Annotated in this window: 21 protein-coding genes; 7 read left to right on the top strand and 14 right to left on the bottom strand. The window is 62.1% G+C overall.

All coding sequences use genetic code 11. The features are described from left to right. Positions 1 to 25: 25 nt before the first annotated feature. From CN933_RS04375 to CN933_RS04355, 5 genes are all read right to left on the bottom strand, one after another. A complete protein-coding gene (locus CN933_RS04375; RefSeq protein ID WP_018095116.1) occupies positions 26 to 895 on the bottom strand; it encodes a cytochrome c1 in 870 nt (289 codons plus the stop codon). A gap of 32 nt (positions 896 to 927) precedes the next feature. Beyond that, a complete protein-coding gene (locus CN933_RS04370) occupies positions 928 to 2,208 on the bottom strand; it encodes a cytochrome b (RefSeq protein WP_018095117.1) in 1,281 nt (426 codons plus the stop codon). A 14-nt stretch (positions 2,209 to 2,222) separates the two neighbouring features. After that, on the bottom strand, positions 2,223 to 2,801 hold the full coding sequence (gene petA / locus CN933_RS04365) for a ubiquinol-cytochrome c reductase iron-sulfur subunit (RefSeq protein WP_018095118.1): 579 nt from the start codon (positions 2,799 to 2,801) through the stop codon (positions 2,223 to 2,225). A 314-nt stretch (positions 2,802 to 3,115) separates the two neighbouring features. Then, positions 3,116 to 4,981, bottom strand: coding sequence for an ABC transporter ATP-binding protein (locus CN933_RS04360; RefSeq protein ID WP_033047302.1), 1,866 nt, complete (start codon positions 4,979 to 4,981; stop codon positions 3,116 to 3,118). A 118-nt stretch (positions 4,982 to 5,099) separates the two neighbouring features. Beyond that, a complete protein-coding gene (locus tag CN933_RS04355; protein ID WP_102761309.1) occupies positions 5,100 to 6,953 on the bottom strand; it encodes an ABC transporter ATP-binding protein in 1,854 nt (617 codons plus the stop codon). A 479-nt stretch (positions 6,954 to 7,432) separates the two neighbouring features. Here CN933_RS04355 and CN933_RS04350 point away from each other — a divergent pair, with 479 nt between their 5' ends. Beyond that, positions 7,433 to 7,894, top strand: a complete 462-nt coding sequence (locus CN933_RS04350) for a tRNA (cytidine(34)-2'-O)-methyltransferase (protein WP_018095121.1) — start codon at positions 7,433 to 7,435, stop codon at positions 7,892 to 7,894. 54 nt (positions 7,895 to 7,948) lie between these two features. On the opposite strand, the gene CN933_RS04345 is transcribed toward CN933_RS04350, so the two are convergent. Continuing rightward, positions 7,949 to 8,521 (bottom strand): NADPH-dependent FMN reductase, encoded by a 573-nt coding sequence (locus CN933_RS04345; RefSeq protein ID WP_010969495.1) that lies wholly within the window; start codon positions 8,519 to 8,521, stop codon positions 7,949 to 7,951. A gap of 78 nt (positions 8,522 to 8,599) precedes the next feature. Here CN933_RS04345 and soxR point away from each other — a divergent pair, with 78 nt between their 5' ends. Beyond that, positions 8,600 to 9,085: a redox-sensitive transcriptional activator SoxR gene (gene soxR / locus CN933_RS04340; RefSeq protein WP_018095122.1), complete on the top strand. Its 486-nt coding sequence runs from the start codon at positions 8,600 to 8,602 to the stop codon at positions 9,083 to 9,085. On the opposite strand, the gene CN933_RS04335 is transcribed toward soxR, so the two are convergent. Together CN933_RS04335 and CN933_RS04330 are read right to left on the bottom strand one after the other, a co-directional pair. After that, entirely contained in the window at positions 9,045 to 10,274 is a 1,230-nt protein-coding gene (locus tag CN933_RS04335; RefSeq protein ID WP_018095123.1) for an MFS transporter, read from the bottom strand. The genes soxR and CN933_RS04335 overlap by 41 nt on opposite strands. A 139-nt stretch (positions 10,275 to 10,413) precedes the next feature. Continuing rightward, complete coding sequence (locus CN933_RS04330) at positions 10,414 to 10,674, bottom strand: hypothetical protein (RefSeq protein ID WP_003534130.1); 261 nt, start codon at positions 10,672 to 10,674, stop codon at positions 10,414 to 10,416. Between the two features lie 202 nt (positions 10,675 to 10,876). Between CN933_RS04330 and hemF the strand changes: the two genes are divergently transcribed. After that, positions 10,877 to 11,788, top strand: coding sequence for an oxygen-dependent coproporphyrinogen oxidase (gene hemF / locus CN933_RS04325; protein WP_026168610.1), 912 nt, complete (start codon positions 10,877 to 10,879; stop codon positions 11,786 to 11,788). Between the two features lie 84 nt (positions 11,789 to 11,872). Next, complete coding sequence (locus CN933_RS04320) at positions 11,873 to 12,151, top strand: BON domain-containing protein (protein WP_018095125.1); 279 nt, start codon at positions 11,873 to 11,875, stop codon at positions 12,149 to 12,151. A gap of 67 nt (positions 12,152 to 12,218) precedes the next feature. Here CN933_RS04320 and CN933_RS04315 read toward each other — a convergent pair whose 3' ends face one another. The 4 genes from CN933_RS04315 to CN933_RS04300 all read right to left on the bottom strand — a co-directional run bounded on the left by CN933_RS04315 (position 12,219) and on the right by CN933_RS04300 (position 16,337). Then, on the bottom strand, positions 12,219 to 12,833 hold the full coding sequence (locus CN933_RS04315; protein WP_018095126.1) for an ABC-type transport auxiliary lipoprotein family protein: 615 nt from the start codon (positions 12,831 to 12,833) through the stop codon (positions 12,219 to 12,221). 81 nt (positions 12,834 to 12,914) lie between these two features. Beyond that, positions 12,915 to 14,285 carry an MlaD family protein gene (locus CN933_RS04310; protein ID WP_026168611.1) on the bottom strand — a complete coding sequence of 457 codons (1,371 nt, stop codon included), beginning with the start codon at positions 14,283 to 14,285 and terminating at the stop codon, positions 12,915 to 12,917. Positions 14,286 to 14,376: 91 nt separating this feature from the next. Then, positions 14,377 to 15,186 (bottom strand): ABC transporter ATP-binding protein, encoded by an 810-nt coding sequence (locus CN933_RS04305; protein ID WP_018095128.1) that lies wholly within the window; start codon positions 15,184 to 15,186, stop codon positions 14,377 to 14,379. Positions 15,187 to 15,197: 11 nt separating this feature from the next. Further along, on the bottom strand, positions 15,198 to 16,337 hold the full coding sequence (locus CN933_RS04300; RefSeq protein WP_018095129.1) for an ABC transporter permease: 1,140 nt from the start codon (positions 16,335 to 16,337) through the stop codon (positions 15,198 to 15,200). A gap of 185 nt (positions 16,338 to 16,522) precedes the next feature. Between CN933_RS04300 and dgcA the strand changes: the two genes are divergently transcribed. Beyond that, positions 16,523 to 17,506, top strand: a complete 984-nt coding sequence (gene dgcA / locus CN933_RS04295; RefSeq protein ID WP_018095130.1) for an N-acetyl-D-Glu racemase DgcA — start codon at positions 16,523 to 16,525, stop codon at positions 17,504 to 17,506. Here dgcA and CN933_RS04290 read toward each other — a convergent pair. Beyond that, a complete protein-coding gene (locus CN933_RS04290) occupies positions 17,458 to 18,681 on the bottom strand; it encodes an MFS transporter (RefSeq protein WP_018095131.1) in 1,224 nt (407 codons plus the stop codon). The genes dgcA and CN933_RS04290 overlap by 49 nt on opposite strands. A gap of 137 nt (positions 18,682 to 18,818) precedes the next feature. After that, complete coding sequence (locus tag CN933_RS04285) at positions 18,819 to 19,664, bottom strand: UDP-2,3-diacylglucosamine diphosphatase (protein WP_018095132.1); 846 nt, start codon at positions 19,662 to 19,664, stop codon at positions 18,819 to 18,821. Between the two features lie 245 nt (positions 19,665 to 19,909). Between CN933_RS04285 and CN933_RS04280 the strand changes: the two genes are divergently transcribed. Beyond that, positions 19,910 to 22,222 (top strand): NADP-dependent malic enzyme, encoded by a 2,313-nt coding sequence (locus tag CN933_RS04280; RefSeq protein WP_018095133.1) that lies wholly within the window; start codon positions 19,910 to 19,912, stop codon positions 22,220 to 22,222. A 206-nt stretch (positions 22,223 to 22,428) separates the two neighbouring features. After that, complete coding sequence (locus CN933_RS04275; protein WP_018095134.1) at positions 22,429 to 23,166, top strand: helix-turn-helix transcriptional regulator; 738 nt, start codon at positions 22,429 to 22,431, stop codon at positions 23,164 to 23,166. Positions 23,167 to 23,286 lie beyond the last annotated feature (120 nt).

Genomic DNA, 23,286 nt, shown 5'->3' with positions numbered 1-23,286 from the left:
CCTGCTGGCCAGCAAGCAAACCGGATCAATGTTCCTTGTTCGCGTAGACCGACTTCTTCGTCAGGTAGATGAGGCCCGTGAAGATGAGCAGGAACACCATGACCATGAAGCCGGTGCGCTTGCGATCTTCCAGATGCGGCTCGGCGGCCCACATCAGGAACGCCGAGACGTCCTTGCTATATTGGTCGACGGTCTGGGGGGCGCCGTCGTCATAGGTGACCTGGTCGTCGGAGATCGGCGGTGCCATCGCCAGTGCCGCGGCGCTGGCGAAATACGGGTTGTAATGCGTGCCTTCGGCCACTTCCACGCCCGCCGGCGGATCCTGATAGCCGGTCAGAAGCGCATGGATGTAGTCCGGACCGCCTTCCTGGTAGGGCCAGAACATGTCGAAGACGAATTGCGGGAAACCGCGTTCGATGCCGCGTGCCTTCGCGATCAGCGAAAAGTCCGGCGGTGCCGCGCCATTGTTCGAAGCAGCCGCTGCTTCCTTGTTCGGGAAGGGTGACGGGAAGTGATCGGACGGAACGGCCTTGCGCGTGAACATCTCGCCATCCGCGTTCGGACCGTCCTCGACTTCGTAATTCGCAGCGAAGGCCTTCACCTGCGCTTCGGAGTAACCGAGGTCCTCGAGCTTGCGGAAGGAGACGAGCTCCATCGAGTGGCAGGCCGAACAGACCTCGGTGTAGACCTTCAGGCCACGCTGCAGCTGCCCCTTGTCGTAGTGGCCGAACAGCCCGGCAAAAGTCCAGTCCTGCTGTTCCGGCTTGTGGATCGGGTAGTGGGGCGTGCCCCCGGCGTGCTCCTCGCCGCCTGCTTCGTCCTGCGCGACAGCCGCTCCAAACCCGAGACCGGCGACGACAGCAAGTGACAGAATGCCTGTAACAAGCTTTTTCATTGTTGTGGATTCCTTATCGATCGCTGTTCCGGTCAGGCGCGTGCGGGCTTCAACTGCGCCTTGGCATTCTGTTTTTCCAGCACCGCTTCGGTGATGGAGTTCGGAATGCGCTTCGGCGTCTCGATCAGACCGAGGATCGGCATGATGACGAGGAAGAAGGCGAAGTAATACAACGTGCCGAGCTGCGACATCACGACATAGATGCCTTCCGCCGGACGCGAACCCAGCCAGCCGAGCAGGATGCAGTCAGCAACGAAGATCCAGAAGCACAGCTTGTACCAGGGACGGTAGACGGCCGACCGGACCTTCGACGTGTCGAGCCAGGGCAGGAAGAACAGGATGAGGATCGAGCCGAACATCACCAGAACGCCGCCAAGCTTGGAGTCGATCGGGCCGACGTTGAAGGTGATTGCCCGCAGCATCGCGTAGAACGGCAGGTAGTACCATTCCGGAACGATATGAGCAGGAGTCTTCAGCGCGTCCGCCGGAATATAGTTGTCCGGGTGTCCGAGGAAGTTCGGCATGTAGAAGACGAACCAGGCATAGACGATCAGGAAAACCGATACGCCGAGCGCATCCTTCAGCGTCGCATAGGGCGTGAAGGGCACGGTGTCGGACTTGGACTTGACCTCCACCCCGGTCGGGTTGGTCTGGCCGGTGACATGCAGCGCCCAGATGTGCAGGACGACGACGCCGGCGATCATGAAGGGCAGAAGGTAATGCAGCGAGAAAAAGCGGTTGAGCGTCGGCTGGTCGACGGCAAAGCCGCCGAGCAGGAACTGCTGGATCCACTCGCCCACCAGCGGGAAGGCCGAGAAGAAGCCGGTGATGACGGTTGCCCCCCAGAAGGACATCTGCCCCCAGGGCAGCACGTAGCCCATGAAGCCGGTCGCCATCATCAGGAGATAGATGACCACGCCGAGGATCCAGAGGATCTCTCGCGGCGCCTTGTAGGAGCCGTAATAGAGGCCGCGGGCGATATGCAGGTAGACCGCGATGAAGAAGAACGACGCGCCGTTGGCGTGCAGGTAACGCAGCAGCCAGCCGTGATTGACGTCGCGCATGATCTTCTCGACCGAATTGAAGGCGACGCTCGTTTCTGCGGCATAGTGCATGGCCAGGACGATGCCGGTGAGGATCTGCACGATCAGCATCACCGAAAGCATAGCACCAAAGGTGTAAGCATAGTTCAGGTTGCGCGGAACCGGATAGGAGACGAACGAGTCGTGAACGAGCCGCGGCAGCGGAAGACGGGAGTCAACCCACTTCTCGATGCCCGTCGTTGGCGTGTAGGTTGAATGATCAGCACTCATTATCAGTAGTCCCCTCAACCGATCTTGATGACTGTGTCGGAAACGAACGAGAAGGTCGGCACGGCGAGGTTTTCCGGTGCCGGGCCTTTGCGGATTCGGCCGGCCGTGTCGTAGTGCGAGCCGTGGCAGGGACAGAACCAGCCGCCGAAATCGCCCGCCTGACCGAGCGGAACGCAACCGAGATGGGTGCAGACACCCACCATGATGATCCAGTTTTCCTTGCCTTCGCCGGCGGAACGATCGAGATCGTTTGCCGGGGCATCGGACGGGAGGTTGGCGTTGCGCGCCACCGGATCCTTCAATTCTTCGAGTGCTACGGCCTTGGCCTCTTCCACTTCCTTATCGGTGCGGTTGCGGATGAAGACCGGCCTGCCGCGCCACTTCGCCGTCAGCGACATGCCCGGCTGCAAGCTCGAAACGTCGACTTCGATCGAAGCAAGCGCCAGCGTGGATGCGTCCGGACGCATTTGGTCGATGAACGGCCATGCCGCCGCACCGGCCCCGACAACGCCGGCCATACCGGTAGCCAGGTATAGGAAATCGCGGCGAGTGGGCTCGCCCATGGTCTCGCTTGAAGTCTCGTGTTCGCTCACGGCTAAAACATCCTCTCACGCAAATGTTGCGGAAACCGCATCCGCCCCCGGCGCGCTTCCTGCCCCGTCCCGAGCCTGGAACCACGCCCCGTCAAACGCTGGCACCCCATCCGGCCCCTTGAGGCAAGCCACGGATCGGATGTCAGAATCCGGGAAAAATTCTGCACGCAGATTCCCCATCAATCCGGCGCGTTCTATGCCTGATCGCAGATTATGTCCAGCCTTGACAAGGGGCCGCGGGCAGATTGTCGCGGGGAAAGGCGCGACCAATTGGCACAAGGACTTGACGCGTTATAGCCGCGCCGCGGAACGCCCTATTCCGCGGCCTCTTCGCGCGCGATGAAACCGCCCGACTGGCGCGACCAGAGATCGGCGTAGAGACCGCCATTGGCGATGAGTTCGGCATGGGTGCCGTCCTCGACGATACGGCCTCTGTCCATGACGACGAGCCGGTCGAGCGCGGCGATCGTCGATAGCCGATGCGCGATGGCCAGCACCGTCTTGCCCTGCATCAGCCGTTCCAGATTGGACTGAATCGCCGCTTCGACTTCCGAATCGAGCGCCGAGGTCGCCTCGTCCAGCACGAGAATCGGCGCATCCTTGAGCATCACCCGGGCGATAGCGATACGTTGGCGCTGGCCGCCGGAAAGCTTGACGCCGCGCTCGCCCACATGTGCATCGAACCCTCTGCGGCCGCGCTGATCCTGCAGACCGACGATAAAGTCATGGGCTTCCGCCCTGCGCGCCGCCTCGATCAATTGCTCCTCGCCCGCCCCTGGTCGCCCGAAGAGGATATTGTCGCGGATCGACCGGTGCAAAAGCGACGTGTCCTGGCTGACCATACCGATCTGGCTGCGCAGCGATTCCTGCCGGACGGCAGCGACGTCCTGTCCGTCGATGAGGATCCGCCCTCCTTCGAGATCGTAGAATCGCAACAGCAGATTGACGAGGGTCGACTTGCCGGCACCCGAACGGCCGACGATGCCGACTTTCTCGCCCGGACGGATGGTGAGCGAAAAGTCGTCGATGACCCCGCCGCCCCTGCCGTAGTGAAACGTCACATGTTCGAAGCGGATTTCCGGCCGGCTGACCCGCAGTTCCGGTGCGCCCGGCCGGTCGGTCAGCCCGATCGGCTGCGATACCAGCTCCGCCGAATTCTGGATCGTGCCGATATTGCGCATGATCGCATTGAATTGCGACATCATCCGCCCGAGCAGCATGTTGAGGCGCAGCACCAGCGCCAGGGTGAACGCGACGGCGCCGGAACTGACCGCGCCCGCCAACCACAAGTGAACCGCGTAGACCGCGATCGCCGCGATCATCATGCCGGACAAAAGCGCGAGCGATGCCCTCACCCCCGTCAGCAGGCGCGTGAAAGGGATGACTGCTCCCTGGAAGCGGTGGAACCCACCCCGAATATAACGGTCGTTCTCCTCGTCACTGCCGAACAGCTTCAGCGTCTGGATGTTCGCATAGGCATCGACCATGCGGCCGTTCAGCATCGACGCCATCTCCGCCGTGTCGCGGGCATGCTTGCGCACACGCGGGACGAAATAGCGCGCGAGCACCAGGAAGATCACGATCCAGAAGGCGACCATCGCCGCCAACCGCCAGTCCAACTGGGCGATCAGCGCCATGGTCGAGGCCGTGTAGATGACGATGAACCAGACCACCTGCAAAAGCGAAACGATCAGGTCGCTCGTCGCCTGTGCGCCGCTCCAGACCTTGGTCACGATACGCCCGGAAAAGTCGTTCTGAAAGAAGGAGAGCGACTGGCGCGCGACATGGACATAGGATTGCCAGCGCACCAGGTTCAGGAAACCGGTGATGATCGACTGCTCCTCCACCAGCGCGGCAAGCGTCACCGCAAGGAAGCGGAACACCAGGACCGTCAGCAGCATGAAGAGCAGTTCCGGTCCGTTGGTCGAGATCAACCCGTGCCAGCCGTCCTCCGGTCGGATCGTGTCGAGCACATCGACAAGCCGACCGACGAAATAGAACAGGCCGGCTTCCAGCATCGCCACCAGACCGCCGAGCACGGCCATGGCGAGGAACGGACCTTTCGCCTGGCTGGCGTAAAACCAGGCAAAACCCAAGAGCGACCGCGGCGGCTGCAGCCGCTCGCGCGGCGCAAAGGGGTCGATCCAGTTTTCGAAAATCTTGACGATGGCGCGCAGCATCGTTCCGATATAGGCGGTTCTGAAATCCGGGCAATCCGTTTTCGCTTCCGCACCCATTACGATTGCGTAACTCCGGCCCGCTGAACGCGGAGCCGGCGGTGGAGCGGGAGGCGGCGGATTACTCCGCCGCCTCCTCCTTTTCGACCTCGTCGGCGATGAAGCCGCCGGACTGGCGCGACCAGAGATCGGCATAAATGCCGCGCCTGGCGACGAGCTCGTTGTGAGAACCGGTCTCGACGATCCGGCCGGCTTCGAGGATGACCAGGCGATCCATCTCCGTCAGCGTGGACAGGCGATGCGCGATGGCGATCACCGTCTTGCCGGACATCAGTGCGAAGAGATTTTCCTGAATAGCCGCCTCCACCTCCGAGTCGAGCGCAGACGTCGCTTCGTCGAGGATGAGGATCGGTGCGTCCTTCAGGAAAACGCGGGCGATCGCAATCCTTTGCCGCTGGCCGCCCGAAAGCTTGACCCCGCGTTCGCCGACCTGAGCGTCGAGCCCTCGCCTGCCCAGATTGTCTTCGAGCGTCTGGATGAAATCCCATGCATTCGCTTTCTTCGCGGCGGCGATGATGTCGTCGTCGCTTGCCTGCGGATGCCCATAGGCGATGTTGTCGCGAATGGAGCGATGCAGGAGCGACGTGTCCTGCGTCACGACGCCGATCTGCGAACGCAGGCTGTCCTGGGTGACGGTCGAGATGTCCACGCCGTCGATCCGGATCGCGCCGGATTCCAGATCGTAGAAGCGCAGAAGCAGGTTCATCAAGGTCGTCTTGCCGGCGCCGGAGCGGCCGACCAGCCCGATCTTCTCGCCGGGCCGGATATCGAGTGATAGCCGGTCTATGACGCCCTTGGCCTTGCCATAATGGAAGCGGATGTCTTCGAAGCTGATCGCACCCTGGTCGGCCTTGAGCGTCACGGCAGCCGGCTTGTCGACGATGTCGTGCGACTTGGTCATCATGCCCATGCCGTCATAGACAGTGCCGATATTCTCGAACAGCGCCGAAACTTCCCACATGATCCATTGCGACATGCCGTTGACGCGCATGGCAAGACCGATCGCGACGGCGATCGCGCCGATCGAGATTCCGCTCGTCAGCCACAGATAGATTCCGAGAGCGCCGACGGAAAAAAGGGCGATACAGTTGTTTGCGTAGACGAATATGTGGAAGAGCGTGACCTTCCGCATCTGCCGGTACACGGTGCTCAGGAATTCGTCCATGCCCGCGCGGGCGTATGTCTCCTCCCGCCCTGCATGGGAGAAAAGCTTGACGGTCCCGATATTGGTGTAGCTGTCGACGATGCGTCCGGTCATCATCGAGCGCGCGTCGGCCTGTTCCTTGGAGATCTTCTGCAGCCGCGGAACGAAATAGGTGACGATCACGATATAGATGACGAGCCACAGCCCGAGCGGCATCACGAGGCGCCAATCCGCGGCCGCCACGACGATCAGCATCGTCGCGAAATAACTCACCACATAGACGAAGACGTCGAGGATCTTCATCACCGTTTCACGGACCGCAAGCGACGTCTGCATGACCTTCGTGGCCACGCGCCCGGCAAACTCGTTGGCGAAGAACGTCATGCTCTGCCTGAGCAGATAGCGATGCATCTGCCACCGCGCGATCATCGGATAATTGCCGAGCAACACCTGATGCATCACGAAGGAGTCGAGGGCGACCAGCCCCGGCAGACCGATAAGAATGAGGGCTGCCATCCAGGCGAGCCTGCCGCCTTCGGTCGCAAGAAAGGTTTCGCGGTCAGCGGTGGACAGCCAATCGACCACATTGCCCAGGAACTGGAACAAGGCCACTTCGCCGATCGCGATCAGCATGGTGCAGATCGACATGATCAAGAGCCACGGAGCCGCGGGCCTGGTATAGTGCCAGCAAAAGGCAAAGAGACCTTTTGGCGGGAGCTTCGGCTCCTCCGTCGGATAAGGATCGAGGCGGGATTCAAACCAGCCGAACATTGTCTAGCCCCTTCAGATAGCTTGAAGGAAAGCGGGTCGCCCCGCATTCTTTATCTTGAAAAATACAACCCGGAAACGACGCCCGCGAGCGGAGCATGACCCCGGATGAACCGGAGCGCGCATCGCTCGATCGAAAAAAGCAGAGGCGCGGAACCGGTCAGGCCAGGAAAGGCCGTGTTACTCGTGGGAGGCGCGTCAACATCAGAACAGTCATGCATGCCTCCTTCGGTTCGCGTTGAAGAGGACAGAGCTTTAACCTTATTCGTGCTGCCATGCCAGATTGTCGCAGGCATTTTCTTGACCATTTTTTCGCCGGCCGTTGGTCTGTTGCCAATACGGCACAAATTAGCGGCGGCAAAAGAAGCGGCCCCGAATGAATCGTTTCGGAGTACACCCGACCATGGATCGCGAGGCCGATCGGTGGCATAGGAACCGACATCGATCACTCCCACGCTCCAATCTATTCTATCGACAGCCGCATGAACGACCTCCGCATCGCCCTTTACCAGCCTGACATTCCAGGGAATACCGGAACGATCCTGCGGCTCGCCGCCTGCCTCGGTCTTTCGGTCGACATCATCGAGCCTGCCGGTTTCGATCTTTCGGACCGCAATCTCAAGCGTGCGGGAATGGACTATATCGCGGCGGTGACCATGACTCGGCACGTCAGCTGGGAGCGTTTCGAAACATGGCGGTCGAGCACCGGCAGACGCCTGGTGCTCGCCTCCACCAAGGCGGCCGCCCCCTATACGCGCTTCAGCTTCCGGCCGGACGACGTCCTTCTCTTCGGCAGGGAAAGCGCCGGGGTTCCCGATCACGTCCACGAACGGGCCGACGCGCGCATCCTCATACCGATGGCGCCCGGCCAGCGTTCGCTCAACATCGCCATGGCAACCGCCATGATCGCCGGAGAAGCGCTGCGGCAGACCGGCGCCTTCTGAGCCGAAACGAGCGGCGGCCGTCAACTGTACCCGGATCCGGCGTCCTGACGGCGGTCATGCGGCGATCTCGTTGTAGGGCGTTGCCTTGCGTGCGTATTTCAGGGTGCGCGCCCACCAGGTCAGCCGGTCGATCATCAGGAATAGTGGCGCACGCATCTCTTCCGGTTTGTAGAGATTGCCCGCCGCATCGAACTTCGACCAGGCCTTGGCGAAGGAGATGCCGTCGCGAAGGGTGACGGCGTGCAATTCGCCGAAGACCTGCCGCAATTGTTCGACGGCCCGTATGCCGCCCGATGCGCCGCCATAGGAAACGAAGGCTACCGGCTTTGCGTGCCAGGGCTCATAGACCGCATCGATCATCTCCTTCAACGCCGCCGGGTAGCCGTGGTTGTACTCCGGAGTGATGACGATGAATGCGTCCGCTTCGGCGACCTTCCGCTCCATCCACTCGGCTGGACCGGCGGATTTGTCACCGCGAGCGCTTTTCATTCTGACGGGATCGATGATCGTCAGGCTGAACACGTCGGACGTCTCGAGCTCACGAATGAGCCAGCTCGCGACCGTGTCGCAGAAACGGCCCTGCCGTGCGCTGCCGTAGATCAGGGCAAGGGTCATCTTTTCAGTCATGCTATGTCGGCTCCATGTTGTCGGTTGCAGGGAGCTCATGCTATAGAACCTCAACTATAGTTGAGGTCAATAGCAGCCGTGAAAAAAGACAGACCCAATGATATCAAGCGCGAGCTGACGGTCGGCGAAGTGGCCGAACGCAGCGGCCTCGCGGTGTCGACGCTTCATTTCTACGAGACCAAGGGCCTCATCCGCAGCAATCGCAGCCGGGGCAATCAGCGGCGCTACCCGCGTTCCGTCCTGAGGCGGGTGGCCGTGATCAAGGTTGCCCAGCGTACGGGTATCCCGCTTGCCGAGATCCAGTCGGCCCTGTCGGTGCTCCCCGACGACCGGCCGCTGACGGTCGACGACTGGGGACGGCTCTCGAAGACCTGGCGGCAGCAGCTCGACGAGCGGATCGCCAAGCTGACGGCGCTGCGCGATCAGCTCACAGGCTGCATTGGCTGCGGTTGCCTGTCGATGCGCGACTGTCCCTTGCGCAATCCATGGGACGTCCTTGCCTCCGAAGGAACGGGGCCGCGCCTCATCGATCCCGCCGATGGGCCGGAGCATGACGCGAGTTAGCCGGCTGACCCGACTGCGCAGGCCTCATACGGGAGAGCAGAGCCATGCTGGCCAATGCACCGAGGGAGCAGAGAAGCGCAAATGCCAGCGTCCACCTGTTGCCCGCCTCGCCAAGCAGGAACGAAAAGAACGGCGGGGCGGCGGCGAAAGCCAGGTTGAGCGGCAGGCCGAGGCGCGCCACCACCGCCCCATATTCCGTAGAGGAAAAGAAGACGAGCGGCATCGTCGCCCGGCTGACGGACATGGCGCCGCTTGAAAGGCCATAGAGCACGAGGAAGAGAACGATCGACCATTCCGCCCCTTGCCCAAGCGCGAGCGCCAGCAGTGCCGGCGGCATGATCGCCGCGGCAACCAAGCCCGTCGTCAAGCCGTCCCAGCGATTGCCGCCGAGGAAATCGAAAAGCCGCGCCGAGAGCTGGATGAAACCGATGGCCGATCCGAAGCCGACCGCCAGATAGCCGGGCACGGCAAAGCTGCGGAAAAGATCGATCACCACAAGCTGAAAACCCCAGGTAACAAAGCCGTTGAGCGCGACCGCCGCCGTGATCAGGGCAACGACGCGCCACTGGCGACGAACAGCCGGCGACGCGGATCGATTCGATTGGGCGATCCGGGGATCGCATTTTGGCGGCTCGCCTCTGGGCAAGGCGAAAAAATGCAAGGGCGCGCAGGCGAGGAGCATCACCGCGCCATAAAGGACGAATGTGCCGCGCCAACCGAGAGCCGCCTCGCAGAAAGTCGTGACCGGCCAGGCGATCGTGGGTGCGAGCGCCATGGCGAGCATCTGCGCCCCGATGGCACGACGCGCGCCCTCGCCCGCGATCTCTGTCAGGAACACCTGAGCCGACGTCGTGAGAGCTGCCGCCCCGGCCAGACCAAGAATGCCCCAGGCCGCAAAATAGGAAACCGGACCTCCGGCGCCGGCCAGCAGCCACAGCCCCGGAGCCGCGGCCGCCGAACCGAAAGCGAGCACGAGCCGCGCCCCGTGGCGCGCGTAGATCGGCGCAAGCAGCGGTGAGCAGAAGGCCATCGCGACCAGCATGACGGTCGGGCCGAGATAGATGGCCGAAGGCCTCAGGAGAAGATCGTTCGCCATTCCGACCGCCGTCACAGAGACGAACATGAACATCGCTCCCCAGGCGATGATCTGGGTGATGGAGAGCACGATGATGGAACGGAGAACGGGCATCGGGGCAGGTTCGGGAATACGCGCAATAGCGAGAGGGAGACACAAAATGATTTATCGCGCCGCCATGACCTTGGCCACGCTATTATCGATGGCCAAAGATTTTCTTGCCTGTCGTATCAGCGGCGGGATCGGGGGGCGATCAGTCTGCGCTCGGGAGACGGCGCATCGTGAACTCGATCTCGCCGCCTTCGAGCTGGCGCCAGCTCTCGACTTCGGTCCAATAGGCAGCCTTTGGCCAGGTATCGAACCACTCCCGCGCCTTGGCCCGCGCGGCGTCGCGCTCGAGCCGAAACGTCTCGCGCACGAAAAGCCCGTCTCTTCGTGTGGGATGCTCCCGGCGATGCCGGGCGATCTGGCGCCGCAAGCCGTCCAGCGGCGGTCCTGGGGGTATCTTCGCCATGGGCCATACCTCTGGCGAAAAGATAGGATGAGCGCCGCATTATTGCCAGTCATTTGTCCCGATCCTCCGCTGAGGCCCTGATTGCGGTAGACTGTCGCTGTCGCCGTGGCACCGTTGCCAAGCCGCTGAAAATATGGACTGTGGCGGCGACATCGAATCGGCGGTTTTCAGCAGGGAAATCCGCGAACGGAAGTGCATCCCCATGGAAAGACCGCAACTGCCACAGGGCCTGCCGGCCGACATCGAAGACAAGAAGGCAGCGGCGAAGGCTTGGTTCGAAAGCCTCCGCGACACGATCTGCGCCGCCTTCGAGGCGATCGAGGACGATTTGACAGGTCCGCTGTCGGATCGTCCGGCAGGCCGTTTCGTCGCCAAGGACTGGCTGCGCGAGGAAGGTGCCGGCGGCGGCGGTCGCATGTCCATGATGGAAGGGCGCGTCTTCGAGAAAGTGGGGGTTCACACCTCCACCGTCTTCGGCGAGTTCTCGCCGGAGTTCCGCGACCAGATTCCCGGCGCGAGCGAAGATCCGCGCTTCTGGGCATCCGGCATTTCGCTGATCGCCCACCCGGTCAACCCCAATGTCCCTGCCGTGCACATGAACACGCGCATGGTCGTGACCACCAGCAATTGGTTCGGCGGCGGCGCGGACCTCACGCCGGTCCTGGACCGCCGGCGCATCATGACCGATCCGGATACCGTCCTTTTTCATCGTGCCATGGAGATCGCCTGCAATCGGCACCCCGTCGCCGATCATGCAAAATTCAAGCAGTGGTGCGACGAGTATTTCTACCTGAAACACCGGAACGAACCGCGCGGCACCGGCGGGATCTTCTACGATTGGCTTCGCTCTGCGGAGGAGCTCGGCGGTTGGGACGCGGATTTCGCCTTCACGCGCGATGTCGGCAAAGCCTTCGCACTCGTCTATCCGCGAATCGTCCGGACGAATTTCCACAAGCCCTGGACCGAACAGGATCGAAACGAACAGCTCGTGCGCCGCGGCCGGTACGTCGAGTTCAACCTGCTTTACGACCGCGGCACGATCTTCGGTCTCAGGACGGGTGGCAACGTGGAGTCGATCCTCTCCTCCCTGCCCCCACTCGTACGCTGGCCGTGAATCGCAGCTTATTCGACCATCGTTGAAGCGGCGAACAAATGCGCCGCGTCGGCGTTTCCCTCTCCAGGAGAGAAGGAGCCACGCATGGTCTTCAAGAAACGGACATTCTTCGGCGATGACCCCGAGAGGCTGCCTGCCGAAGATCCGGCCGAACTCGAGCGTCGGGTCGCTCATTGTCTTGCGGTCGCGCCGGGCCTCGACGCCATAGAGGTCACGGTGACGGGCTCGGGCAGTACGATCCTGCTCGCCGGTACGGTGGCGACCGAAGAGGAGATCGCCCGCGCCCAGGAGGCGGCCCTATCGGTCGAAGGGGTCGCCGAGGTGGTCAATCGCATCGAACTCGCGAAGGCGGGGCGCGGGTGAGCGGCCCCTCAGCTACCCAATGCGGCTGATCTCAGATCAGAAATAATCATCAGAGAGACGGCTTCCCTCAGATGGAGCTGAGCGTCCAGCCGACGATGTCGGCCGCGACCCTGGCGAAAGCGGCGTCGAGTGCGGTGACGAAGGCGGGATTGCCGGCGCCACGCACGGGCACGACGGCGCGGAAGGCCTGCTGTTTGCGGACGGTGCCGTTCCGGTCGTCCAGTAGCTTGGCGAATATCTCGACGACCGCCGTTGCCGGACCATCGGTGGATATTTCGAAGGCTCTGAGCTCGGTTATCAATTGATAATCGATGGCCAGCCCTTGGCCGGGTTTACCGACGCGAATCCTGCCGGTGTTATCGAAGGTCTGGACGAGCCTGTCCTGCACCATGCGCGGCAGATTGTCTCCCCATTGGGCCCTGGCGAGGTATTGCAGTTCCGACCTCGAAAGACGAACGACGATCTGGTCGCTGCCCAGGGTCTTCAGCGCCGTCGGTTCAGGCACGAGAAGCTGGCGGTTCGTGGCTCCCGGACGCTCCACCGCAGGAACGGACGCCAGACTGAACGTGTCGTTGGCCGCCTGGCGCGAGCCGCACCCCGCCAGCGTCGCCGCCAATGCAAGAACCACCGCAGACCGGGCCGCTCTCGCGCCACGAAAACCTACCAGACCCGGAAAACCCATACGCCAAATATCCCCTAGCAACGCGGCGCCGTTCAGCTTCCCGCCCTCAACGCAACCTGCCCGCGACCCTCGATAAACGAATCACCGACGCGTGCGGCCATCATATTGCTTAACCGTTTCGCCGCCGAACAGAAGCCGCTGCGGATTTTTATCGAACTCGGAAATCGTATTCTGCAGGCTTTGAACCGTGCGACGCGTGTCGCCGACGAGCGCCTCGACGTCCCGCAGTCCCGAATTGGAGAAACGCTTGAGATTTTCGGCTATCGGGCCCAGTTGCGCATTCAGGTTCTCCGCCACCCGCCGGAAGGACTCGAGCGTTTCGCGTGCCTGCGCAGAAAGCGACGGAGCGTCCGCGTCGCCGAGGAAGCCGTCGATCTTCACCAGGATGCTGTCGACCCGGTTCGATGCCGCATTCAGCTTGTTGGACATTTGCGTGAAATCGGTGATCGTCTGATCGATGTCCCCCTGACGGGCGGAAATCTTCTCGGCAAAGGCCGAAACCTGCGCGGCGATCTTGCGGGCGTCCGCACTCGCGGCCGTGATATCGTTGACGACCAGCCCGACCTTCTGCGCGTCGACGGCGGCCACCAGTGTATCGACCCGCTTCAACGTCTGTTGCGCACTCTTGCCGAACTGATCGTAGGTTTCCACCGTGCGCCGGAATCCGGCGATCGCTTCCGATACCCCGCCTGAAGCATCCTTCAGATTGTTGCTCACCTGCTCGGCATTGCTGACGATGTTGTCTATCTTCTTCGGGTCGACCGACTTGATCAGCCTGTCGGCGCTCGCAAGCGTATCATCGAGCTTCTTCGATGCTGCATTGACGGAGCCGGACAGTTGTTCGACGCTTTTCAGGAACTGGTCGATCGCACCGGAATTGTCCGCCAGCGCCTTGGAAAAGCGCTCCGCGTTGCCGATGGTGGCCGTCAGCGGGCCACGCACGTCGGTGACGAAGCTCTGGATATCCGTGATCGCCGAATTCGCGCGGTCGAGGATCTGGTCCGCGGTCGCCAACAGGCTGGTGACGCTCGACTGATCGGCAAGGATATGCGCCTGAGTGCCGTTTTCCAGCGCGGTCTTGAGGATATTCTCGTCCCCCTTGCGACCGCCGCTGAGCTCGATATAGGCCGCTCCCGTCAGCCCCTGCACCTCGAGCGTCGCCGTTGTGGATTTCATGACCGGCGCATCGGCCGAGACTTCGGTGATCGCAATCGAATAGCGAGGATCATTGGCATCGATCGCAAGATTGCGCACGCTGCCGACGTTGATGCCGTTGAAGCGCACCGGTGAGCCCACCGACAGACCATTGGCCGACCCGGGAATGTTGACGACGAGTTCGACCATCTGGCCGGTTCGCCCATATTGCGACATCCAATAGACGAAGCCGAAGGCCGCGGCGATGACCAGGACGGTGAAGAAGCCGACAATGGCATAATTCGCTTTAGTTTCCATCGGCATTACCTACCTTTGCGGTCCTTGCCGCCTGTTCATGTCATTCTGCGAGCAGGCTCGCCGTAGCTCCCCCGCCTCCCGCATTCTCGTCTCAATCCTGCTCGCGCACGATCGCCCTTGCGCGCTTGCCCCGGAAATACGACTTCACCCAGGGCTCGTCACAGGCGAGCATATCCTCGATGGTGCCTTCGACGAGAACGCGCTTGTTGCCGAGCACCGCGATCCGGTCACAGACCGAAAACAGGCTGTCCAGATCGTGCGTCACCATATACACGGTCAATCCAAGCGTGTCCCGCAGCTTGGCGATCAACTCGTCGAACTCCGCGGCACCGATCGGATCGAGTCCGGATGTCGGCTCATCGAGAAAGACGAGATCGGGATCGAGCGCAAGCGCGCGCGCAAGCGCCGCGCGCTTGATCATGCCGCCGGAAAGCTCCGAGGGGTATTTTTCCGCGGCCTCCGGTGCGAGGCCGACCAGTTCGATTTTCAGGCGGGCGAGTTCGTCCATCAGGTCCTGCGGCAGATCCAGATATTCGCGCATCGGCACCTGGATGTTCTCACGCACCGTCAGAGCCGAGAAAAGCGCGCCGTGCTGGAACAGCACGCCGAGGCGCATGTCGAGTGCGATGCGCTCGGCCTCGCCCATTTTGTCGTAGTCGGCGCCTAGAATTTCGATCGTGCCGGAACGCTTGGGCAGAAGCCGAAGGACCGTGCGCATCAGTACGGACTTCCCGGTACCAGAGGCGCCGACGAAGCCGAGGATTTCACCACGCAGCACTTCGAGATTGAGATTGTCGAGAACCACATGGTCCCCGAAGCCGACGGTCAGATCGCGCACGGAGAGAACCGCCTCTCGCTTGTCCCTCGCATCCGCTTGCTTTTCGATGACCGCTTGAACCATGTTCGCCTACCTCAGAAATCGATTGCCGCGTAGAACATGGCGAACAATCCGTCGATCAGAATCACGACGAATATGGATTTGACGACGGAGGAGGTCACACGCCGCCCGAGCGACTCGGCGCTGCCGCCGACCTTCAGTCCCTCGACCGCGGCAACGACGCCGATGATCAGGGCCATGAAGGGGGCCTTGATCATACCGGCCGCGACCGAGGAGAAATCGACAGCTTCCTGCAGCCGCGCCAAAAAGGTCGGGATCGTGATGTCGGAATAGGCCCATGCCACCATGGCGGCGCCGGCAAGGGCGGCGAAGTTCGCAATGATCGTCAGGAGCGGCAAGACAATCGTCAGCGCCACGAGACGTGGAAAGACGAGAACGCCGACGGGACTCAAGCCCATGACCTTGAGCGCGTCGACCTCTTCGCGCATCTTCATGGAGCCGATCTCGGCGGTAATCGCGCTGCCCGACCGACCGGCGATCATGATCGCGGTCAGCAACACGCCGATCTCGCGCAATTGCAGGATGCCGACGAGATCGACGACGAAAATTTCCGCTCCGAAAGAACGGAGCTGGAACGCTCCCTGTTGCGCGATGATGGCGCCGATCAGGAAAGACATCAGGGTGATAATGGGCGTCGCCATGACGCCCATGCGGTCGATCTGATGGACGATCGCAGCAGGCGAAACGCCCGCGTGACGCCCGAGCTTCATCTGCGCGCCGCGTACCGCAGACCCCAGGATGTACATGGCCGCTACCGTGTCGGTCCAGATGGAGACCGTCAGCTCACCCACGGGCGTAAACAGCCGCTGAAAAAGCGGCATTCTGGTACCACTCTCTTCCGGGCTGCGCAGTTGCTTCGGCAGTGCGCGGACCAGTTCGGCATAACGCTCGCCGCCCGTGAACCGGACGTCGTCGGCTGCCCCGTGCATGAAGCGGCGAATGATCCACGCACCGGCCGTGTCCATCGCGGTGATGCCGGAGAAGTCAAACTCGCTCTGCCCATCGGAGGGCTTTTCAAGCCGCTTCAGCTTGGCGGCCATCTCCTCCGCGGTCTCGTGCCGCCAGTCGCCGCTGAACACATAGCGCCGACCGTTTCCGGCGGCGCCCTCATCGACGACGACGTCGGCAGCGGTCTCTGTTTGGGCACGCGTCACGTGATATCGGTCTTTCAGTTCGTTCTCCGCATAGTCTCTTAAACCAGAATCGAATTGATGACAAAATCATGCGGGAATTCAAAGTCGTACAGTGCCCTTGGTGCGACAGAAATGACACAATGGGCCGGAAGCTTCGCGAAAGTCCGCCGCCCGCGGTCCGGAGCGGATGAAGTCAAGGGGTTTCTATGCCGATTTCTCTTACAGCCACCGTCGAACATTTCCCGATCGCCGGGGCTTTCACCATTTCGCGCGGCTCGAAAACCACGGCAAGCGTCGTCACCTGCCGCGTTACCGACGGCGAGCTATCGGGTTGGGGCGAGTGCGTTCCCTATGCCCGCTACGGCGAATCGGTCGAGTCGGTGCTGAGCGCCATCGAGACCGTACGACCGCTCATCGAAGAGGGTATGACACGCACCGACCTGCAGAAGGCGATGAAGGCCGGCGCCGCTCGAAACGCGGTCGACTGCGCCCTGTGGGATCTCGAGGCAAAGCGCAGTGGAAGCTCCGCTGCCGCGCTCGCCGGAATAGCCGGGCCGACGCCTTTGACCACCGCCTACACCTTGTCGCTCGGCGAACCGGATGAGATGAGGGCCCAGGCCGCGAAACACGCCCATCGCGCGCTTCTCAAGGTGAAAGTCGGAACGGCAGACGACACGGCGCGCATTCGCGCCGTCAGGAGCGGCGCGCCGGCGAGCCGCATCATTCTCGACGCCAATGAGGGATGGACGGCAGCCAACCTTACCGCCCATTTCACCGCCTGCGCCGAGAACGGCATCAGCCTCATCGAACAGCCGCTGCCGGCCGGCCGCGACGAGATACTCGCCTCCCTGCCCCGCCCCGTACCCGTCTGCGCCGACGAAAGCGTGCATGCCACGGAGGACCTCGAAAGGCTCGTCGGCCGCTACGATGCGGTCAACATCAAGCTCGACAAGACCGGAGGGCTGACCGAGGCCCTGCGCATGCGCGCTGCAGCCGAAGCCTTCGGTCTGAAGATCATGGTCGGCTGCATGGTCGGCAGTTCGCTCGCCATGGCGCCGGCGGTGCTTGTCGCGCAGGGCGCGGATTTCGTGGATCTCGACGGACCGCTGCTGCTTTCGAAAGACCGCACGCCGGGCCTTCGCTACGAGGCCTCGCTCGTCTTTCCGCCGGAAGCCAGCCTCTGGGGCTGAAGATACCAGCCGAGGAAAGTGAAAAGGCAGCCGGAAAGCGCGACCACCGACATGGAGTAGAAGCCGTCGACGCCGAACCAGGCGTAGAAATAGCCCGACAGAAAGGTGAAGATCGCCGTGAAGATGCCGGTGTAGAAAAAGTAAAGCCCCTGCGCCGACGCCTCCTGCTCCTCCGCGACACGCTCGACCAGCTTGTGCTGCATGCCCGTATGCATGATGGCATAGGTGAAGGCGTGGAAGCACTGCAGAACGAAATAGCCCGAGAAGCCGAGATCCATCGGGAAAATCAGCCAGCGCACGACCGCGAGCACGCAGCCGGAGAAGATCATCGTCCAGACGCTGAACCGGCGGACGATCGCCCTGGCAAGGAAGAACATCAGCACTTCCGCTGCGACGCCGGCACTCCAGAGAATGCCGATCTGCGTGCCGCTGTAGCCGATATGCTGCCAGTAGATGGCAGAGAAGGCGAAGAGCATCGCATGGCTGCTGTTGACCAGCGTCACGCCGACCAAAAGCAGTTGAAGGTCCGCCTGGCGGAGCGATTGCGGCGGCGGCTCGGTGATTGCGGTAATCGGTGATGGCCTGCGCGGACGGCCGACACGCGGCGCGGCCACCGCCAACAGTATGGTGAGCGCGAAGCCTGCCGCCATTGCGGGCAGGACCATCTGCCCGCCGACGACTCCGATCAGCCAGCCACCCAGCATCGTCGCCCCGATAAAGGCGACCGATCCCCAGACACGCATCTGCGCATAGTCGAAGCCCCAGCGCCGCACGCCCGAAAGCGCGATCGCCTCAACGATCGGCACATAGGGCGAATAAACCGCCGATTGCAGCGTGTAGATGACGAGCACCGGCCAGAAGCTCTGCGCGTAGAAAAGAACGATTGCCCCGGCGAAGGACAGGATGCCCGACCAGATCAGGACGATCGCCCGCTCGCCGATGCGGTCTGCGAGAACGCCCGCCAGTGGTGCGGTGATGACCCGGACGAACATCGGAACTGCAAGCACTATGCCGATTTCGAAGTCGCTGAGCGACAGGCTGCTCAGCCAGACCGGAAAGTACGGCATCGCGAAACCGTTGACGATCAGCGGCGCTGAGAAGAGAAGCGCGATGCGGAGTGCGAAATGGCGCGGCGGGGGCCCCGCGACGAATGCGGGAGCAGATGACGGAATCATGGAGGGACCTGATGGCTGTGGGCCACCAGTAACACAACCGCGCGCGTGTTTGCCATCGGCTCGTCGTCACCGCGGACGCTTGTCCACCGGAACGATAGTCAGACCCTTCCGCGACTTTCCCGCGCCCCGCAGATCGCTCAGGCGGCCTGCGGTGCGAGCCGCCTGACGGGCATCGCCTCGGCCTCGCCGGCTCGCTGTCCAGCGGCGCTGTCGCCGCGCATCTGGTGCCAGGTGATGAGCTCCATCGTGCCGTCGTGATGCTCGGCGATCGCCGTGCAGCTCTCCACCCAGTCGCCCGTGTTGATGTACCTGATGCCGTCGATGTCTTCGATGACCGCATGATGGATGTGGCCGCAGATCACCCCTTGCGCGTCGTGACGACGGGCTTCCTCGGTCACGACTTTCTGGAACTCGCCGATGAAGTTCACCGCATGTTTGACCTGCAGCTTGGCCCAGGAGGAAAACGACCAGTAAGGCATGTCGAGACGACGACGTATTGCCGCAAGGCCGATATTGATGGCGATTGCCATGTCGTAGGCCCAGTCGCCGAGATAGGCGAGAACGCGTGCGTTGCGCACGACCACGTCGAACTCGTCCCCGTGCAGCACGAGATAGGTCCGCCCGTCCGCGCCCTTGTGGAGATAGCGTTGCGCCACTTCGATACCGCCGAAATGAACGCCCGGAAACTCCCGGAGGAATTCGTCGTGATTACCGGGGATGTAGATGATGCGCGTGCCTTTTCGTGCCTTGCGCAGAAGCTTCTGGACCACGTCGTTGCACGATTGCGGCCAGTACCAGCTGCGTTTGAGACGCCAGCCGTCCACGATATCCCCGACCAGAATGATCGTCTCCGCCTCGTGGTGCCGCAGGAAATCCAGAAGAAAGTCCGTCTTGGCCGCTTTCGAGCCCAGATGAACATCGGAAATGAAAAGCGTCCGCAGTTTCAGAACGGAATTCTGTTGGTATGCCGATGCCGCCGCCATGCCAGCCTCATCCTAGTTTAGCCGTTTCACGACCGTCAAAATCAGACTCGTGTTTCAGGAAGATGACATGGGACACGGAGCAGGCAGCAAGCGCCGCGTAGCCATGGCTGGAAAGAACCGCGTCGAAACTGTACCTGCCGGGCGATTCATGCCAAAAGGCACGACATCGATCAGCACCGGACGTGAACGCGATTTCCTGAACCGCGCTCTCGGGTCCCACGCAAGAATTCAAGGAATGCAAAGGCATGAACACGGGCGATAAAGCGAAATCCCAGGCCGTTCCCGCCAGCGGAGACATCGATCAGCAGGCACTCTTCTTCCATCGCTATCCTCGCCCCGGCAAGCTCGAGATTCAGCCGACCAAGCCACTCGGGAATCAGCGCGACCTGGCGCTCGCCTATTCGCCGGGGGTCGCCGCACCTTGCCTCGCCATCAAGGACAATCCCGAGACCGCCGCCGATTTCACCGCCCGCGCCAATCTCGTCGCCGTGGTATCCAACGGCACAGCCGTTCTCGGTCTTGGCAATATCGGTCCCCTCGCCTCCAAACCCGTGATGGAGGGGAAGGCCGTTCTCTTCAAGAAATTCGCGGGGATCGACGTCTTCGACATCGAGATCGACGCACCGACGGTCGATCGGATGGTCGACGTCATCTCGGCGCTGGAGCCGACCTTCGGCGGCATCAATCTCGAGGACATCAAAGCTCCCGAATGTTTCGAGGTGGAGCGGCGTCTGCGCGAGAAAATGGAAATACCGGTCTTCCACGACGACCAGCACGGGACCGCGATCATCGTCGCTGCCGCCGTCCTGAACGGCCTGGAACTTGCCGGCAAGGACATTGCCGAGGCCAAGATCGTGGCCTCCGGTGCCGGAGCGGCGGCGCTTGCCTGCCTCAACCTCCTCGTCACGCTGGGCGCCAAGCGCGAAAACATCTGGGTCCACGACATCGAAGGTCTCGTCTACAAGGGGCGCGAGGCCCTGATGGACGAGTGGAAAGCCGTCTACGCGCAGGAGAGCGACAATCGTGTGCTCGCCGACAGCATCGGCGGAGCCGACGTGTTTCTGGGGCTCTCGGCCGCCGGCGTTCTCAAGCCTGAACTGTTGGCCCGGATGGCCGAAAAGCCACTGATCATGGCGCTGGCCAATCCTACGCCGGAGATCATGCCCGAAGTGGCCCGCGCCGCGCGCCCCGATGCCATGATCTGCACCGGACGCTCGGATTTTCCGAACCAGGTCAACAATGTCCTCTGTTTCCCGCATATTTTCCGTGGCGCGCTCGATTGCGGCGCACGCACCATCAACGAAGAGATGAAGATGGCGGCCGTGCGCGCGATAGCAGGCCTTGCCCGCGAGGAGCCGTCGGATGTCGCCGCGCGCGCCTATTCCGGCGAAACGCCCGTCTTCGGCCCCGATTACCTGATCCCTTCGCCTTTCGATCAGCGGCTGATCCTGCGGATTGCACCGGCCGTTGCAAAGGCTGCGGCCGAAAGCGGCGTCGCTACGCGTCCGATCCAGGACTTCGACGCCTATCTCGACAAGCTCAACCGTTTCGTCTTCCGCTCCGGCTTCATCATGAAACCGGTCTTTGCTGCAGCGAAGAATGCGACGAAGAACCGCGTCATCTTCGCCGAGGGCGAAGATGAGCGGGTGCTGCGCGCCGCCCAGGTTCTGCTGGAGGAAGGCACAGCCAAGCCGATCCTGATCGGCCGCCCGCAAATCATCGAGACCCGACTGCGGCGCTACGGCCTCAGAATCCGCCCCGACGTCGATTTCGAGGTCGTCAATCCCGAAGGCGACCCGCGCTACCGCGACTATGTCGATGATTATTTCGCCCTCGTCGGGCGGCTCGGCGTCATTCCCGAGGCGGCCCGCACGATCGTGCGCACGAATACGACGGTCATCGGCGCGCTCGCCGTCAAGCGCGGCGAGGCGGACGCGCTGATCTGCGGGGTCGAGGGACGCTACAGCAAGCATTTGCGTGATGTATCGCAGATCATCGGCAAGCGGTCGGGCGTACTCGACTTCTCGGCGCTCAGCCTCCTGATCTCACAACGCGGAGCGACCTTCTTTACCGATACCTATGTGAGCTTCAGCCCGAGCGCGGAGGAGATCGCTCAGACGACGGTGATGGCTGCAAACGAAATCCGCCGCTTCGGCATCACGCCGCGTGCCGCCCTCGTCTCCCATTCGAACTTCGGCTCGCGCGATTCCGAGAGCGCTTTCAAGATGCGCACCGCACTGCAGCTCGTGCGCGAGCTAGCCCCCGATCTGGAGGTGGACGGAGAAATGCATGGCGATTCCGCCATCTCCGAGGTCCTGCGCCAACGCGTGATGCCGGACAGCACGCTGAACGGCGAAGCGAATCTGCTCGTCTTCCCCAATCTCGACGCCGCCAATATCACGCTCGGCGTGGTCAAAACCATGACGGACAGCCTGCATGTCGGCCCGATCCTTCTGGGCTCGGCGCTGCCGGCGCATATCCTGTCGCCGTCCGTCACCTCGCGCGGCGTCGTCAACATGGCAGCGCTGGCCGTCGTCGAATCGAGCCATCCCGTCTGAGGGATGGCGCGCCTCCTCATTGGCGATGGAGGGCCGAAAAGCGCTGTTTCCAGCGAAACGACGCGGCCGCGCTGGCGATATCAGGCTCAAAACTCAACCTGAGGTTGTATAGACCGGATTACTGCACCGTTTATGAAATATTGCACTAGACAAAACCGGCCGCCGTAAACCATGTTTATTATAGGGGCAAGTTTCGGTGTTACGGCATGACTAATCAACAAGCTGTCCTCAATTTGCTGGATATCGTGGAATATGGAGGTTGCGCCGACCCCGAGCGCTTCTTCGCCCTGATGCGTCGAACCTTCAACATCTCGCATCTCCTGTATCTGGAGGCGGAGTCTCTTCCGGATGGTCTGAGAATCTGCCGCCTGCATCACACTTTCGGCGCCTACGCCGCTGAAATCTACGCCGCCAGGGAGCTTTACAGGATCGACCCGATCCTCAAGCTTGCGCTAGGCGGTGTCAGGCCTGTGGAATGGGCGACAGCGCGGCGCCGCTTTCCGGAATGCGAGCCCCTCTTCGAGGCGGCCGAGGAGATCGGGCTTTCCACCGAAGGCGTGGCCTTGCCGCTTCCCTCGCCTGCAGGCCGCATGGCGCTCCTCGCAATCGGTGCCAATATGTCGCCGGTCGAGTGGTCCGCCTATCGCCGTTGCCATCTGCGCGATTTCCAGCTGGCTGCCAACCTGTTCCACGCCTCCATGCTCGAACATTCGGCCATGGCCGGGGCGCTCGACGAGCGCGATCTCCGCCTGACCGGGCGGGAAACCGAAGTGCTCACCTGGTCGGCGGCCGGCAAGAGCTACTGGGAGATTGCAACCATTCTCGGGATATCCGAGCGAACCGTTCGTTTCTTCATGACCAATGCCCGCCGCAAACTCAATGTAGTGTCCAACACGCAAGCCGTAGCGCACGCTGTTCGACATGCTCTGATCCCCACCATCTGACGGGTTGCCGGCCCGGGACAGGACCGGCCACTCGCAGTTTCCCCCACAAATCTATTGGGAAAAAACAAGAAAATAAACTGTCACTATAGACAGTTACATATGTCATCCGAGCCTGACAGC

Source organism: Sinorhizobium sp. M4_45, from assembly GCF_002885915.1.
In the GTDB taxonomy this organism is placed as follows: Bacteria; Pseudomonadota; Alphaproteobacteria; order Rhizobiales; family Rhizobiaceae; genus Sinorhizobium; species Sinorhizobium meliloti_A.
Note: the sequence above shows the minus strand (reverse complement) of the source record. Positions and strands in the feature narration are given on the sequence as shown.